Origin of the sequence: Jannaschia marina (genome assembly GCF_013404595.1) — a bacterium.
GTDB classification, from domain to species: Bacteria; Pseudomonadota; Alphaproteobacteria; order Rhodobacterales; family Rhodobacteraceae; genus Jannaschia; species Jannaschia marina.
This window is the reverse complement of the sequence record NZ_JABVAX010000003.1, coordinates 235,627-250,346: the sequence shown is the minus strand read 5'-3', so window position 1 is coordinate 250,346 and position 14,720 is coordinate 235,627. Positions and strand designations below refer to the sequence as shown.

Annotated in this window: 14 protein-coding genes and 1 tRNA gene; 9 read left to right on the top strand and 6 right to left on the bottom strand. The window is 68.6% G+C overall.

The features are described 5' to 3' along the window. The first annotated feature begins 48 nt into the window (after positions 1 to 48). Positions 49 to 1,095 carry a FliG C-terminal domain-containing protein gene (locus HSX43_RS07640; RefSeq protein ID WP_179379511.1) on the top strand — a complete coding sequence of 349 codons (1,047 nt, stop codon included), beginning with the start codon at positions 49 to 51 and terminating at the stop codon, positions 1,093 to 1,095. Between the two features lie 24 nt (positions 1,096 to 1,119). Here HSX43_RS07640 and HSX43_RS07635 read toward each other — a convergent pair whose 3' ends face one another. Further along, positions 1,120 to 1,281 carry a hypothetical protein gene (locus tag HSX43_RS07635; RefSeq protein WP_179379510.1) on the bottom strand — a complete coding sequence of 54 codons (162 nt, stop codon included), beginning with the start codon at positions 1,279 to 1,281 and terminating at the stop codon, positions 1,120 to 1,122. 309 nt (positions 1,282 to 1,590) lie between these two features. Here HSX43_RS07635 and HSX43_RS07630 point away from each other — a divergent pair, with 309 nt between their 5' ends. From HSX43_RS07630 to HSX43_RS07610, 5 genes are all read left to right on the top strand, one after another. After that, complete coding sequence (locus tag HSX43_RS07630; protein ID WP_179379509.1) at positions 1,591 to 2,601, top strand: ligase-associated DNA damage response exonuclease; 1,011 nt, start codon at positions 1,591 to 1,593, stop codon at positions 2,599 to 2,601. Then, positions 2,598 to 3,461: an alpha/beta hydrolase gene (locus tag HSX43_RS07625; protein ID WP_179379508.1), complete on the top strand. Its 864-nt coding sequence runs from the start codon at positions 2,598 to 2,600 to the stop codon at positions 3,459 to 3,461. Before HSX43_RS07630 ends, HSX43_RS07625 begins: the two co-directional genes overlap by 4 nt. Beyond that, entirely contained in the window at positions 3,458 to 5,053 is a 1,596-nt protein-coding gene (locus HSX43_RS07620) for an ATP-dependent DNA ligase (protein WP_179379507.1), read from the top strand. The genes HSX43_RS07625 and HSX43_RS07620 overlap by 4 nt, the downstream gene beginning before the upstream one ends. A 63-nt stretch (positions 5,054 to 5,116) precedes the next feature. Further along, positions 5,117 to 5,302, top strand: coding sequence for a hypothetical protein (locus HSX43_RS07615; RefSeq protein WP_179379298.1), 186 nt, complete (start codon positions 5,117 to 5,119; stop codon positions 5,300 to 5,302). A gap of 54 nt (positions 5,303 to 5,356) precedes the next feature. Beyond that, a complete protein-coding gene (locus HSX43_RS07610; RefSeq protein WP_179379506.1) occupies positions 5,357 to 6,235 on the top strand; it encodes an amidohydrolase family protein in 879 nt (292 codons plus the stop codon). A gap of 1 nt (position 6,236) precedes the next feature. On the opposite strand, the gene HSX43_RS07605 is transcribed toward HSX43_RS07610, so the two are convergent. From HSX43_RS07605 to HSX43_RS07590, 4 genes are all read right to left on the bottom strand, one after another. Next, positions 6,237 to 7,013, bottom strand: coding sequence for a gamma-glutamyl-gamma-aminobutyrate hydrolase family protein (locus tag HSX43_RS07605; protein ID WP_235962559.1), 777 nt, complete (start codon positions 7,011 to 7,013; stop codon positions 6,237 to 6,239). A gap of 93 nt (positions 7,014 to 7,106) precedes the next feature. Further along, positions 7,107 to 7,535, bottom strand: coding sequence for a GlcG/HbpS family heme-binding protein (locus HSX43_RS07600; RefSeq protein WP_179379504.1), 429 nt, complete (start codon positions 7,533 to 7,535; stop codon positions 7,107 to 7,109). Between the two features lie 25 nt (positions 7,536 to 7,560). After that, positions 7,561 to 9,693, bottom strand: a complete 2,133-nt coding sequence (locus HSX43_RS07595) for a malate synthase G (protein WP_179379503.1) — start codon at positions 9,691 to 9,693, stop codon at positions 7,561 to 7,563. A 65-nt stretch (positions 9,694 to 9,758) separates the two neighbouring features. Next, on the bottom strand, positions 9,759 to 9,926 hold the full coding sequence (locus HSX43_RS07590) for a DUF2256 domain-containing protein (protein ID WP_179379502.1): 168 nt from the start codon (positions 9,924 to 9,926) through the stop codon (positions 9,759 to 9,761). Positions 9,927 to 10,001: 75 nt separating this feature from the next. Between HSX43_RS07590 and pepN the strand changes: the two genes are divergently transcribed. Both pepN and HSX43_RS07580 read left to right on the top strand, forming a co-directional pair. Continuing rightward, a complete protein-coding gene (gene pepN / locus HSX43_RS07585) occupies positions 10,002 to 12,548 on the top strand; it encodes an aminopeptidase N (RefSeq protein ID WP_179379501.1) in 2,547 nt (848 codons plus the stop codon). A 259-nt stretch (positions 12,549 to 12,807) separates the two neighbouring features. After that, positions 12,808 to 13,680, top strand: coding sequence for a 1-acyl-sn-glycerol-3-phosphate acyltransferase (locus HSX43_RS07580; RefSeq protein WP_179379500.1), 873 nt, complete (start codon positions 12,808 to 12,810; stop codon positions 13,678 to 13,680). A gap of 77 nt (positions 13,681 to 13,757) precedes the next feature. Here HSX43_RS07580 and HSX43_RS07575 read toward each other — a convergent pair. Next, a tRNA-Leu gene (locus tag HSX43_RS07575) sits at positions 13,758 to 13,844 on the bottom strand. A gap of 164 nt (positions 13,845 to 14,008) precedes the next feature. On the opposite strand from HSX43_RS07575, the gene lipB reads away from it, so the two are divergent. Continuing rightward, positions 14,009 to 14,662 carry a lipoyl(octanoyl) transferase LipB gene (lipB, locus tag HSX43_RS07570; RefSeq protein ID WP_179379499.1) on the top strand — a complete coding sequence of 218 codons (654 nt, stop codon included), beginning with the start codon at positions 14,009 to 14,011 and terminating at the stop codon, positions 14,660 to 14,662. Positions 14,663 to 14,720 lie beyond the last annotated feature (58 nt).

Below are 14,720 nucleotides of genomic sequence, written 5' to 3'. Positions count from 1 at the left end.
ACGTTTGGCGGGCAGAAAGACGGTCGACACGTATCCCGAGGTGCCGCCTTGTCGTTTCAGCCCGACCTTCCGGCCGCAGGCCCGCCTGCCCGGCAGCTGACCTCCCGGCAGAAGGCGGCCGTCATCGTGCATCTGCTCGTCTCGGGCGGGGCCGATCCGGGCCTGCGCGACCTGCCGGCGGAGCAGCAGCGGCAACTCGCCCACGACATGGCCGGGCTGCGCTTCGTCGACCGTGCGACGCTCGCCGGGGTCGTCGCCGAGTTCGCCGAGGAACTCGACAGCATCGGTCTCCATGTCCCCCGCGACCCGGCCCGCATCCTCGCGCTCTTGGAGCCGCAGCTCTCGCTTGAGGTGGTCGACGGTCTGGCCGCCGACCTCGGCGACAGTCGCCTTCCGGGAGACGGGCCCTGGGCGCAGGTGGCCGGTCTCGACGCGGAGGCTCTGCTGGCGCTTCTGCGGGACGAAACCGACGAGGTCGCCGCGATCCTGATGTCGAAGCTGCCGCCGTCGCGGGCCGCCGAACTGATGCAGGCCCTCCCCCCCGACCGCGCAGAACAGATCGCAGCCGCCTTCGCACGCACGGAGACGGTGGCACCTGTCACCATCGCGCAGATCGGCCTCGCGCTTGGACGCGAGACGGCGAAGATCCCCACGCCGGGTTTCGAGACGGATGGCGTCGCACGCGTCGCGGGCATCCTGAACGTGGCGACCTCGACGGTGCGCAACACGATCCTCGAGAAGCTCGACGGAACGGATCCGGACTTTGCCGCCCGCGTCCGACAGGCCGTCTTCAGCTTCGAGAACATCCCCGACCGGATCGCGCCGCGCGACCTGCCGAAGGTGATGAAGGCGGTGGAACAGGACGATCTCGTGATCGCCCTTGCCGGTCAGCCCCCGGACGAGACCGCGGTGAAGGAGTTCATCCTCGGCTCGATCTCCAAACGAATGGCCGAGCAGATCGAGGACGAGATCGCGGAAAGGGATTCGCCGACGACGGAGGAGGCCGAGGCGGCGATGGGCCGGATCGTCGCCGTCATCCGTGCGCTCGAGGAGACCGGCGACCTGATCCTCGTCTCGCCGGACGACGACGTCTGAGCGCTTGGGCGAGGCCTGGCCGGCTCAGGCGGGCTTGCGAATGATGAAGACGAACACCGCGAGGGCCAGAAGGCCAAGGATGCCGAGGCCGAGATGCCCGCTCGTGAACTCCTCGCCGTGGAGCTGCGCCATCGTGTCACCGAGGCAGATCGAGCCGGTCTTCAGTCCATTGAAGCAGAAATTCATGTCAAATCCTCGAAGTTCGAATTGAGGCCGTTATGGCATCGAAATGGGACCGGATCTGGGCAGGACCGTCGACCTAGGCGGAACGGTGGCGGCTCTCGGACGCGATTGTGGCGGCTCCGGGGCACAATCGGCCTCGCGCCAGCCAGCCCTTCGGTCCCTTCGACCGATGATTCGCCCCAATTCGGGCGGGTTTCACCACAGTAGAGAAACCGCGGCGCCGCATCGCCCGGACGCCCGATCGGCAACGCGCCGGCCCGGATCGCACCTGCAGGGGGTGACAGGATGGGCGGCCCGGCTAGGTTGCCCCCCATGGTCCTCGAGTTCCGCGAAGAAGGCATCTACTGCCCCGCCGGCGATTTCCACGTCGATCCGTGGCAGCCCGTCGAACGCGCGCTCATCACCCACGGCCACGCCGACCACGCCTACGCCGGCCACCGCCGCTATCTCGCCACCGAAGCCGCCGCCCCCGTGCTGCGCCACCGGCTGGGCGAGATCACGCTCGAGACGATGCGCTACGGCGAGAGGCGCGACATCAACGGCGTCACCGTCAGCTTTCACCCCGCTGGCCACGTCCCCGGAAGCGCCCAGATCCGCATCGAGCACCGTGGCGAGATCTGGGTCGTCTCCGGCGACTACAAGACCACGCCCGACGGCCTCTCGGAGCCTTTCGCGCCCGTCAGCTGCCACGCCTTCATCACCGAATGCACCTTCGGCCTGCCGGTCTTCGACTGGCGCGACGAGGCCACGCTCGCCACCGAGATCAATGCTTGGTGGCAGGCGAACGCGGCCGAGGGGCGACCAAGCGCCATCGGAGCCTACAGCCTCGGCAAGGCGCAGCGGCTCCTGACGCTCGTCGACCCGTCGATCGGCCCGATCCTGACCCATGGCGCGGTCGAGGCGGTGGACGAGATCCTGCGCGGCCAGGGCTATGCCCTTCCGGAGACCACCCGCGTCACGCCCGAGACCGATCCCAAGGCGCACCCGGGCGCGCTCCTGATCGCTCCACCCTCCGCGCTCGAAGGACGATGGCTGCGCCGGTTCGGCCCGGCCGCCACGGCCTTCGCCTCGGGCTGGATGGCGCTGCGCGGGGTGCGCCGGCGGCGCGCGGTGGACCGCGGCTTCGTCGTCAGCGACCACGCCGACTGGGCAGGCTTGAACGCCGCGATCCGAGAAACGGGGGCCGAGCGCATCTTCGCGACCCATGGCTACACCGCGACGTTCCGGCAATGGCTGGAGAGCCAGGGCTACGACGCCCGCATCGTCGAGACGGCTTACGGTGACGAGCTGGTCGACGAGGCCGACACGGAGGACGCCGCATGAGCTGGCGCGACAGGGCCCTCGCCCTCGGCGCGCGGTTCGGCGTGAAGCCGATTCTGAGCCTGCCCCTGCCCTGGGCCGTGCATCGGCAGGCGTTTCGATTGATGGGGCTGCGCGCGCTCCCCTCGGAGGTCGAGGTGGCTCAGAAGATGGTGGGCGGCATCAGCTGCGGCATCTTCACGCCGCCCGGATCCAGCGGGACGCTGCTCTGGCTGCACGGCGGCGGCTTCGTCCTCGGCTCGGCCCGCAGCTACGCGACGCTCGCCTCGGCCCTCGCGCTGCAGAGCGGGCGGCGCGTCGTCGTCCCCGACTATCGCCTCGCCCCGGAACACCCCTTCCCCGCCGCGCCGGACGACTGCCGCGACGTGGCCCATGCGCTGGCCGCACAGGGTCCGTTCGCGCTCGGTGGCGACAGCGCCGGCGGCTGCCTGGCGGTGGTGACGCTGGCCGAGCTTCTGGCCGAAGGGATGACCCCGACCCATCTCGTCCTCGTTTCGCCCGCCGCCGACCTCGACCCGGATCGCCCGGTGCCGGACACGCGGGACGAACTGCTCTTTCCGGTGAGCCTCTTGCGCCGGGTCGGGCGCGACTATGCCGCCGGGGCCGACCCGACGGACCCGCGCGTCTCGCCGGTCCACGCCGACCTCGACGGCGCGCCGCCCACGCTGATCCACTGCGCGAAGGGTGAGCTTCTGGAGGAGGACACGGATGCGCTGGAGGAGCGGCTGCGGACCGGCAGGGCCAAGGTGACGGTCGAGAAGACGGCCGGCGTCCCCCATGTCTGGCACCTCTGCGTCGGGCGCACGCCCAAGGCCGATGCAGCCGTCGCACGGATCGGGGCATTCCTCCGGGCCGCGCCATGAAGGATTTCGCCCGCCTCTTCACCGCGCTGGACCAGACGACGAAGACCTCCGTGAAGACGGCTGCGCTGGCCGAATACTTCGGCACGGCGGCCAAGGAGGACCGGCTGTGGACGATCGCGCTCCTTTCCGGGCGGCGGCCCAAGCGGACGGTCAACGCGAGCCGGCTGTCGGAATGGGCGGCAGAGCGCGCGGGGCTGCCGATGTGGCTCTTCAAGGCGAGCTACGACGTAGTGGGCGATCTGGCCGAGACGATCCACCTCGTCCTGCCCGAGCCTCGGGGCACCGCCGACCGCAGCCTGACCGCCTGGATCGAACGCATCCGCGGGCTTGCCAGCTTGGAAGAGCCGGAACGGCAGGCCGCGATCTTCGACGCCTGGGATGAGGTCGCGGGCACCGAACGCTTCGTCTTCAACAAGCTTATCACCGGAGGCTTTCGCGTGGGCGTCAGCCAGAAGCTGATGACGCGGGCGCTCGCGAAGGCGACCGACATTCCCGAGACCGAGCTCGCCCACCGGCTGATGGGTGACTGGACGCCCGGTACCGTGAGCTACGACGGCCTCATTACAGCGCCCGACCCCGAGGCGAAGCTGAGCCGGCCCTACCCCTTCTGCCTGGCGCATGGCGTGGACGAGATCGGCGACCTCGGGCCGGCGGAGGACTGGCTGGCGGAATGGAAATGGGACGGCATCCGCGGGCAGCTCATCCTGCGCGGCGGACAACACCACCTCTGGAGCCGGGGTGAGGAACTGATGACAGACCGCTTCCCCGAGTTCGCCCGCGCGCGCGACTTCCTGCCAGACGGCACGGTGCTCGACGGGGAGGTGCTCGTCTGGGACGCCGAGGCGCAGACCCCGCGCAACTTCAACGCGCTCCAGCCCCGGATCGGGCGCAAAACGGTGCCGAAGAAGCTGCTGGCCGAGGCTCCGGTGATCCTGCGCGCCTACGATCTGCTCGAAGAAAGCGGCGACGACTTGCGCGCGCGCGCCTTCGCCGAGCGGCGCGCCCGGCTCGAAGCGATGCTGGACGGCATCGCGCCCGAAGCCCCCGTCGCCCTCTCACCGCTCGTACCGTTCGAAAACTGGGATGCGTTGGCCGAGACGCGCGCGACGGCCCGCGACCATGCGGCGGAGGGCTTGATGCTGAAACGGCGCGACAGCCCCTATCACGTCGGCCGCAAGCGGGGCGACTGGTGGAAGTGGAAGCTCGATCCGCTCACGATCGACGCGGTCATGATCTATGCACAGGCCGGCCACGGGCGGCGTGCGAACCTCTACACCGACTTCACCTTCGCCGTCTGGAAGGGACAGGAGCTTGTTCCCTTCACCAAGGCCTACTCCGGTCTGACGGACGCCGAGTTCCGCAAGATCACCCATTGGGTGCGCCGCAACACGCTCGAACGCTTCGGGCCCGTGCGCCGGGTGCCGCCGGTGCATGTCTTCGAGATCGGCTTCGAGGGCATCCAGAAGTCGACGCGGCACAAGTCGGGCGTGGCACTGCGCTTCCCCCGGATGCTGCGCTGGCGCCACGACAAGCCGGTGACCGAGGCGAACACCCACGACGACCTCCTGGAGATACTGGCGGCCTACGGTTGATCGCGCGAGCGGACAGGCGGCATCCATGCTATACTCCTCTCGCAACGATCCGAGGAGGGAGACATGCTACAGCACAGCGAAGCCGCGCGGCAGGCGCATCGGCTCTACGACATGATCGGCGACCGGGCGGAGGCGCTCTCGGCCAAGCGGGCGCGGGAGGAGCAGGACGCCGGGCGCGTGACCGAGGCCGAGAACTGGGAGATGATCCGACGGCTGATCCGCAGCAAGCGCGGCCCGAACGAGAGTTGAGCGCGCACCCGGACCCGCTGGACGGAGGCCGGGCAAGAGGCTAGCGGTGGCGGCATGACCCTGCCCCGTTCCGCCCCGCCCGACGCGCCGACCGCGCCCCGCCGACGCGCGCCCGAAGGCAGCTGCGACACGCATATCCACCTGCTCGGCGGCCCCGGAGACGGGCCGCTCTGGCCCGGTCGCGTCGAGGATCCGGCCGAGGGATGGGACTTCGAGCGCTATCTCGCCGCCTACCGCGCACAGATGGAAGCGCTCGGGATCGAGCGCACCGTCGTCGTGCAGTCGATCCTCTACGGCACCGACAACAGACTGACGGCCCGGGCAGTTAGCGCGCTCGGGCGCGACCGCGCGCGGGGTATTGGCCTCGTCACCGATGGTGCCACCGACGCCGACCTCGACGCGTTAGTGGAGACGGGCCTCGTCGGTGTGCGTCTCAACTACGTCCACGGCGGCGTCCTGAGCTGGGAGGGGGTCGAAGCCATGGCCCCGCGGCTCGCCGACAGGGGGCTGCATGTGCAGATGCTCCTGCGAGCCGATCAGCACATGGAAGACCTCGCGCCCCGCATCGCCGCCTTGCCTGTCCCGGTGGTGCTCGACCATATGGCCTGGCCCGACGTCGCGCGGGGCCGGAACGATCCCGGTTTCGAGGCGCTGCTGCGGCTCATGGAGGCGGGCGACGTCTGGCTGAAGCTCTCCGCCCCCTACCGCATCGACAGCCCGCCCTATGCCGCGCTCGAGCCGCTGATGGCGGCAGCGCTGGCCGCGAACCCGACGCGCTGCCTCTGGGGGTCGGACTGGCCGCAGATCATGCTCGGCGGAGCCGACCGCATTCCGTCGGGCGCGGCGCTCGATCTGCTGGATGCGGCCTGCCCGGACGAGGCGACGCGGCGCGCTGTGCTCGTCGACAACCCCGCGGCGCTCTACGGGTTCTAGTCTAGCCCACGCGCCGCAGACGTGCGTCGCCGCGTCCCTCGCGCCACGCGCGACAGGCGTCGCCGAAGGCTTCGAAGAGCGGGCGGGACACCGGATCGTCTGCCGCATTGTATTCGGGGTGCCATTGCACAGCGAGCGCGAAGCCCGGCGCACCATCGATCCAGATCGCCTCGGGCGTGTCATCGGGTGCCCATCCGTCGACGCGCACCCGCGGGCCGGCATCGAGGATTCCCTGACCGTGCAACGTGTTCGTCCGCACCGTATCCGCCCCCATCAGGCGGGCGAAGGGGCCTTCGGGTGTAAAGCGGACAGGATGGCGCAAGGCGAATTTCTCCTCGAGCGTGCCATCGGGCGGCATCCTATGGTTGTCGCGACCCGGCAGGTCCCGGATCTCGGGGTGGAGCGTGGAGCCGAAGGCGACGGCAACCTCCTGAAACCCGCGGCAGATCCCGAGGATCGGCTGGCCGCGCTCCACCGCCGCGCGGATCAGAGGCAGGGCCACGCGGTCGCGGTTGCGATCGAACTCGCCGTGTGCCTCCGTCTCGGTCTCGCCGTATTCCTCGGGGTGCACGTTCGGCCGCCCCCCCGTGAAGAGAAAGCCGTCGAAGGTCTCGAGCAGCTCCCCGACCTCGAGCACGGCTGGATCGGCCGGAAACGTCAGCGGCAACGCACCGGAGACCTGCGAGACGGCGTCGGTGTTCATCGCGCCGTTCGCATGGGCCGGATACTGGTCGTTGATGAGGTAATGGTTCGAAATGATGCCGACGATCGGGCGCATGGTACAACTCCGCATGGCGCATAGATACGCGGACCGGGGGAATGTGCCTACCCCCGGCGTCGCAGGGCGCGCCATGCGCCGATGCACATGCGATCAGGCTTCGCCGGTCAGCTTCGCGGCCACGATCCCCGCCATGCCGGCCTCGGCGTCATTGTCCGAGGTATCCCCGGTCACGCCGACCGCACCCACCACGCGATCCCTTGCATCCCGCAGAAGCAGCCCGCCCGGCACCGGAACGACGTTTCCGCCGAAAACGCCGTTCACGGCTTCCATGAAATAGGCCTGGCTCTCGGCACGTTCCATCTGCGCCTTGCCCGCCATGCCGAGCATGATGGCACCATAGGCCTTGCCATGGGCAATCGCGAAGCGGCCCGGGGCGGCTCCGTCCTCACGCTCGAAGGCCCGCACGTGGCCGCCCGAATCGAGAACGACGACGGAGAGCGGCTTGAGCTCCATCTCGCGGCCCCGGGCCAGGGTTCCCCGGATGATCTGACGCGCGCGACGCAGGGTAATCTCTGCCATTTTTCAATTCCTTGCAATTCAATGTTCAACTTGCCTTGAGCTCGAGCCGGCGGCGGTGAAGCACCGGCTCGGTATAGCCCGAAGGCTGCTCCCGGCCCTTGTAGATGAGGTCTTGTGCGGCCTTGTAGGCGATGCCGTCGAAATCGGGAGCCATGGGACGATAGGTCGCGTCGCCGGCGTTTTGCGCGTCGACTTTCGCGGCCATCTTGCGCAGCCCGGCTTCGACCTGCTCGCGGCTGACAACGCCGTGGTGGAGCCAGTTGGCCAGCGCCTGCGAGGAGATGCGACAGGTCGCGCGATCCTCCATGAGGCCCACGTCGTTGATGTCGGGCACCTTGGAGCACCCCACACCCGCATCGACCCAGCGGACGACGTAGCCGAGGATGCCCTGCGCGTTGTTCTCGATCTCCGCCGTGACTTCATCGTCCGAAAGGTTGCGCCCCTCCATGACGGGGATGGTCAGCAGGTCTTCGAGCGTCCCGCGCGCGCCGCCCGCCGCCAATTCGTCCTGCCGGGCCAGCACGTCGACCGCGTGGTAATGCGTCGCGTGGAGGGTGGCGGCGGTGGGCGACGGCACCCAGGCGCAGGTCGCCCCGGACTTCGGATGCCCGATCTTCTGTTCCAGCATCGCCTGCATCCGGTCGGGCATGGCCCACATGCCCTTGCCGATCTGCGCCCGCCCCTTGAGACCGCAGGCAAGCCCGATATCGACGTTCCGGTCCTCGTAGGCGTTGATCCAGGGCGTCGCCTTCATCTCGCCTTTCGGCAGCATCGGCCCGGCTTCCATGCTGGTATGGATCTCGTCGCCGGTGCGGTCGAGGAAGCCGGTGTTGATGAAGGCCACGCGCGACTTCGCGGCGCGGATGCACTCCTTGAGGTTGGCGGACGTCCGACGCTCCTCGTCCATGATGCCGAGCTTCACGGTGTTCGCGGGCAGGCCCAGCATCGTCTCGACGCGCGTGAAGATCTCGTCGGCGAAGGCGACTTCCTCGGGCCCATGCATCTTGGGCTTCACGACGTAGACGCTGCCCTCGGTCGAATTGCCGCCGTCGCGGGCAAGGTCATGCATGGCGATCAGCGTGGTGATCGCCGCATCCATCAGGCCCTCGGGGATCTCGCTGCCATCCTTCAGGCGGATCGCGGGGTTCGTCATCAGGTGGCCGACATTGCGGATGAGCATGAGCGCCCGGCCCTTGCAGGTCACGAGGCCGCCCGGCCCGTTGAACTCCATGTCCGGGTTCAGCTTCCGCGTGAAGGTCGTCCCCCCCTTCGACACCGCCTCCTCGAGGTCGCCCCGCATGAGCCCGAGCCAGTTGGAATAGGCGACGATCTTGTCCGCGGCATCGACGCAGGCGACCGAGTCCTCGCAATCCATGATCGCAGAGAGGGCGGATTCGAGGTGGATCGCGTCGAGTCCCATCGGGTCTCTCGCCCCGATCGCTCCCGCGCGGTCGATGACGAGCACGATGCCGAGGCCGTTGTTGCGCAGAAGGACGCGGAGTGTGGCACCGTCCTTGACCCAGCCACCGTAGGCCGTGCTGTCCGTCAGCTCGCCCGCGCCGGTGAGCGTTAGCCCGCTGTCGTCGGCGTCGAGGTCGGTCACGTCCGACCAGCTGCCGGTCGTCAGCGGCATCGAACGATCGAGGAAATCCTTGCCCCAGGCGATCACCCGTTTGCCACGTTCGGCATCGTAGCCCTTGCCCTCGGGCAGATCGCCCAAGGCATCCGTGCCATAGAGCGCATCGTAGAGACTGCCCCAGCGCGCGTTGGCGGCGTTGAGCGCGTAACGCGCGTTGGTGATCGGCACCACGAGCTGCGGCCCGGGCACCGCGGCGATCTCGGGGTCGACGTTGGCGGTGTCGATCTCGAAATCATCCCCCTCCGGCACGAGATAGCCGATCTCTTCGAGGAAGGTGCGGTAGGCCGTCGCGTCATGGGGCTTGCCGGCGTGATCCTTGTGCCAGTCGTCGATCTTGCCCTGGATCTCCGCCCGCTTGGCCAGCAGTTCCGCGTTGCGCGGCGCGAGGTCATGGACGAGCGCCGAGAACCCCTTCCAGAACGCGTCGGCCGTGACGTCGAGGCCGTCGAGCGCCTTCTCCTCGATAAAGGCGACGAGATCGTCGGAGACCTGAAGTCCATGTCTTTCGGTGCGGGTCATCTGGTCCTCCTGGGGCGTTTGACCCCGATGTAAGGCACGGGTTTCCTATCGGCAACAAAAATTGGTCAAGAAATCTTACCGCCTTCACGCAAGTTTTTCTGCGCGCGGCACCGGTCGGAGCAATAGCGCACCTCGTCCCAGACCTTGGCCCACTTCCTGCGCCAGGCGAAGGGCTTGCCGCAGGTCGCGCAAGTCTTGGTGGGCAGATCGCCCTTGCGTCGCATCTTCGCCATCGCCTCTCCTCGGGCCGCAATTAGGCTGGCGGCGTGGGCGGACCAGTCCTAGCTTGGCCGCCAAAGGAGACCCCGATGCGCGACGCCACCCCCGAGCAGACCGAAACCATCTACCTCAAGGACTATGCCCCCGTCCCCGTTACGGTGACCCATGTCTCGCTCAACCTGCGGCTCGACCCACTGGCGACGCGGGTGCGCGCCAAGCTGACCTGCGAGCGCCGCGGCGCGGGCGAGATGGTGCTCGACGGCGAGATGATGACGCTGAAGTCCATCGCCCTCGACGGCAGCCCCCTGCCCGATGACCGTTACACCCTGACCGGGACGACGCTCACGCTGCACGACGCGCCCGACGCCTTTATCCTGGAGACCGAGGTCGAGATCGCGCCGCAGAAGAACAAGGCGCTCTCGGGCCTCTACATGTCGAACGGGATGTATTGCACCCAATGCGAAGCCGAGGGCTTTCGCCGCATCACCTACATGCTCGACCGGCCCGACGTGATGGCGACCTACGACGTGGAGATCGAGGCCGACCTTCCGGTCCTTCTGTCGAACGGCGACGAGGTGGCACGCGGCAAATGGCACGACCCCTGGCCGAAGCCCACGTATCTCTTCGCGATGGTGGCAGGCGACCTCGTCGCGACGCCCGGCACCTTCACGACGATGGAGGGGCGCGAAGTCGCGCTCAACGTCTGGGTGCGCCCGGGCGACGAGAGCCGGACGGCCTACGCCATGGACAGTCTCAAGCGCTCCATGGCCTGGGACGAGGAGGTTTACGGTCGCGCCTATGACCTTTCGGTCTTCAACATCGTCGCGGTCGACGACTTCAACATGGGCGCGATGGAGAACAAGGGGCTCAACATCTTCAATTCGAAATACGTGCTGGCCTCCCCCGAGACGGCCACCGACGCGGATTTCGCCAACATCGAGCGCATCGTCGCGCATGAGTACTTCCACAACTGGACGGGCAACCGGATCACCTGCCGCGACTGGTTCCAGCTTTGCCTGAAGGAGGGGCTGACCGTCTTCCGCGACCAGCAGTTCAGCCAGGACGCGCGCGGCTTCGCCACGCAGCGGATCGGCGACGTGCTCAATCTGCGGGCGCGGCAGTTCCGGGAGGACGCGGGGCCGCTCGCCCATCCCGTCCGGCCCGAGAGCTTCGTGGAGATCAACAATTTCTACACCGCCACGATCTATGAGAAGGGCGCGGAGGTGATCGGCATGCTGCGCACGCTCGTCGGCGCGGAGGGCTATGCGAAGGGCTGCGCGCTCTACTTCGAGCGCCACGACGGGCAGGCCTGCACCATCGAGGACTGGCTGGCCTGTTTCGAGGATGCGACCGGGCAGGATCTCGCGCAGTTCAAGCTCTGGTACGCGCAGGCCGGCACGCCGCGCGTCGAAGTGACCGAGCATTTCGCCGACGGCATCTACCGCATCGACCTCAGGCAGATCGTCCCCGACACGCCCGGCCAGAGCGACAAGGCCCCGATGGTGATCCCCCTCGCCCTTGGTCTGCTCGACACGGCGGGGCGCGAGGTACGGGGCACCGAGGTGCACGCGCTGACCAAGGCCAGCGATAGCCTGACCTTCGACCTGCCGGAGAAGCCCGTGCTCTCGATCCTGCGCGGCTTCTCCGCCCCGGTGATCCTCGAGATGGCCCAGACCGACGCCGACAAGCTGACGCTCCTCGCCCACGACACCGATCCCTTCAACCGGTGGGAGGCGGGGCGCGCTCTTGCGAAGGACCGGCTCATGCGGGCGATCACCGAGGATGCGGGGTTCGACGACGCCTGGCTCGGTGCCCTGGCCACCCTCGCCACCGACGCCGGGGCCGATCCGGCCTTCCGCGCCCTCGCCCTCGCCCTGCCGTCGCAGGACGATCTGGCGCAGTCGCTGCACACCGCGGGCGTGGTGCCCGACCCGGACCGCATCTACGCGATCCGCCGGGCCGCGACCCTCGTCATCGCCGAGACCCTGCGCGACGACCTCACCCCGCTGCGCGAGGCCATGGCGACCCCGGGTGCCTACGATCCGAACGCGACCGACGCCGGCAAGCGCAGCCTCGGCGGCCGGCTTCTCGGGTTGCAGACCTATCTCGACGGGGGCGCGGCGGCGGGTCTCGCCTACGACATGGCCGACAACATGACCGACCGCATGGCCGCTTTCTCCTGCCTGCTCGACGTGGGCGACGAGACGGTCGCGCACCGGTTCGAGACCGACTGGCAGCATGACCGCCTCGTGATGGACAAGTGGTTCATGGCGCAGGTCGCCCACGCAGCCCCGCGCGATGCCGTGGGTCTCGCCGACCGCCTGACCCGGCACAAGGACTTCGACCCCTCGAACCCGAACCGCTTCCGCGCCCTGATCGCCGGGCTGACCGCAGGCAACCCCGCGGGCTTTCACGACCCGAGCGGCGTCGGCTACACCTTCCTTGCCAACTGGCTTCTCTTCCTCGACCCGTCGAACCCGCAGATGACGGCACGGATGTCGACCGCCTTCGACGGCTGGACGCGCTACGATGCCGACCGGCAGGCGCTGATGCGCGCCGAGCTCGAACGGATCGCCGGGACGGAGAGTCTGAGCCGCGATCTGTCGGAGATGGTGAACCGGATGCTTGCGCCATGAGCCGCCGGCGTCGCCCGGATGGTGGCCATCGACCGGACCGCGCGAATGCCCGTCGCCAGACAGGCGGCGCGGCACGTGGGCCCGGTGGTGCGATCGTCAACGTCAGTTTCGCCGCCGCCCGTCTCGGGCGGGCGGTGAGGCGCGCGTTCGTCGCCCGATCTCAGATCGCTGTGGAAATAGTCACATTCCACCGCTATCTGGCGAGAGACTGGGCAGTGCCGGCTTTCGGTGCTGACACATCGAACTCTGGGGAAGCGCCATGCGCGACCGTCTCGACCCTCTGATCGCGGAACGCGCACCGTGGTTGTTCGAGCCGACGCTCACCGCACGGTCCGCGCGCGTCGTGCTCGACCGTCTGCTGGCCTACGAACGCTCGGTCGAGATCGGCACCCACTACGTCGACCTGACCGTCCCCGAGATCATGGCCGACCTCGCGCGCCGGATCGCGCGGCGCGTCACGGCAACGGGGCTCGAAAACGTGCCCACCGATGGGCCGGCCCTCATCGTGGCGAACCACCCGACCGGCATCGCCGACGGAATCATCCTGCACGATCAGCTGCGCGCGCGCCGCTCGGATGCCTTCTACTATGCCAACAGCGACATCCTGCGCGTGCTGCCGCAATTCTCCGACATCATCGTCCCGGTCGAATGGCGCGAGGACAGGCGCACGGTCGCCAAGACGCGCGAGACGATGCAGCTGACACGCACGGCGCTCGACGCGGGTCGGCTCGGCGTCATCTTTCCCTCGGGCCGGCTGGCCAAGCGGCGCGGCCTGCGCCTGCACGAGCGGCCCTGGATGGCCTCGGCCGCCATGATCGCGCGCAAGTTCAAGCTGCCGGTCATCCCGCTCCATATCCGGGCGCGCAACTCGGCGATGTTCTACGCCTTCGACGCGCTTCATCCGACGCTGCGGGACATCACGCTCTTCCACGAGACGCTCAACAAGGACGTCCAGCCCTATCACCTGAGCTTCGGTCGGCCGCTCGACGGCGCGGCCCTGCCGAAGGACGCGAACGCCGGGATCGAGGTTCTGCGCGAGGCCTGCCTGCGTCAGGGGTCGGAGCGGCACGGCGAGATCAAGCTGACCGACACGCGCCCCGGCTGGCGCAAGCTGGGCACCCGGCCGGCCTGAGAGGCGCAGCCCGCAAACCGTCCGCGATAAAAGCAAAAACGCCGCCCGAAGGCGGCGATCTTGATCCCGGAAGGGCGTGGTGCGGTCGAGAAGACTCGAACTTCCACGGGTGTTACCCCACAGCGACCTCAACGCTGCGCGTCTACCAATTCCGCCACGACCGCGTGACGCCCTCGACAGGTGGGGGCGGGATAGCCGCGTCCCGCGGCAATGAAAAGGGCTTTCTTGCAGATCGCCACCGGTTTTTGCACCCGCCCCGGCGTCAGCCCCGAAGCCCCCCTGCGCCGCGCCCTTTGACACCCCGCGACCCGCGGGCCAGAAGCGGCCCATGCAGCCCGACTGGATCACCTCCGACGCCCCCGTGCCCTACCCCGAGGCGCTCGCGCAGATGGAAGCGCGGGTGAAGGCGATGCAGGCCGGCACGGCGAACGAGGCGATCTGGCTTCTGGAGCATCCACCGCTCTACACCGCCGGCACCTCCGCCAGGGTCGAGGATCTGACCGACCCCGACCGCTTCCCCGTCTACGAGGCGCGCCGCGGGGGGCAATACACCTACCATGGGCCGGGGCAGCGCGTGGCCTATTGCATGCTCGATGTCGCCGCGCGCGGCCGCGACGTGCGCGCCTTCGTGGCGGCGCTCGAAGCCTGGGTCATCGACGCGCTGGCCGAGTTCGGGCTGACCGGTCACATCCGCGAGGGCCGTGTCGGCGTCTGGATCGAGCGCCCCGGGAAACCGCCCCTGCCCGACGGGTCGATGCGCGAGGACAAGATCGCCGCGATCGGGATCCGTCTGTCCCGCTGGATCAGCTTTCACGGCCTGTCGATCAACGTGGAACCAGATCTGGGCCATTTCGAGGGAATCGTCCCCTGCGGCATCCGCGGCCACGGTGTCACCTCGCTGGTCGACCTCGGCCTTCCGGTCACGATGGGCGACCTCGACGCCGCGCTCAAGCGCACGTTCGCAAGGCATTTCCCCGACTGAACGCGCGCTTTCCACGTCTTTGGGCCGAAAACTGCGGACTGCGGCAATTTTCCCGCCC

Bases quoted from the DNA above. Each gene is read 5' to 3' on its own strand.
- HSX43_RS07590 (WP_179379502.1), bottom strand. From the start codon at position 9,926: ATGGCGAAGATGCGACGCAAGGGCGATCTGCCCACCAAGACTTGCGCG.
- HSX43_RS07610 (WP_179379506.1), top strand. From the start codon at position 5,357: ATGACCCTGCCCCGTTCCGCCCCGCCCGACGCGCCGACCGCGCCCCGC.
- HSX43_RS07605 (WP_235962559.1), bottom strand. From the start codon at position 7,013: ATGCGCCCGATCGTCGGCATCATTTCGAACCATTACCTCATCAACGAC.
- HSX43_RS07630 (WP_179379509.1), top strand. From the start codon at position 1,591: ATGGTCCTCGAGTTCCGCGAAGAAGGCATCTACTGCCCCGCCGGCGAT.
- HSX43_RS07620 (WP_179379507.1), top strand. From the start codon at position 3,458: ATGAAGGATTTCGCCCGCCTCTTCACCGCGCTGGACCAGACGACGAAG.
- pepN (WP_179379501.1), top strand. From the start codon at position 10,002: ATGCGCGACGCCACCCCCGAGCAGACCGAAACCATCTACCTCAAGGAC.
- lipB (WP_179379499.1), top strand. From the start codon at position 14,009: ATGCAGCCCGACTGGATCACCTCCGACGCCCCCGTGCCCTACCCCGAG.
- HSX43_RS07625 (WP_179379508.1), top strand. From the start codon at position 2,598: ATGAGCTGGCGCGACAGGGCCCTCGCCCTCGGCGCGCGGTTCGGCGTG.
- HSX43_RS07595 (WP_179379503.1), bottom strand. From the start codon at position 9,693: ATGACCCGCACCGAAAGACATGGACTTCAGGTCTCCGACGATCTCGTC.
- HSX43_RS07635 (WP_179379510.1), bottom strand. From the start codon at position 1,281: ATGAATTTCTGCTTCAATGGACTGAAGACCGGCTCGATCTGCCTCGGT.
- HSX43_RS07600 (WP_179379504.1), bottom strand. From the start codon at position 7,535: ATGGCAGAGATTACCCTGCGTCGCGCGCGTCAGATCATCCGGGGAACC.
- HSX43_RS07580 (WP_179379500.1), top strand. From the start codon at position 12,808: ATGCGCGACCGTCTCGACCCTCTGATCGCGGAACGCGCACCGTGGTTG.
- HSX43_RS07615 (WP_179379298.1), top strand. From the start codon at position 5,117: ATGCTACAGCACAGCGAAGCCGCGCGGCAGGCGCATCGGCTCTACGAC.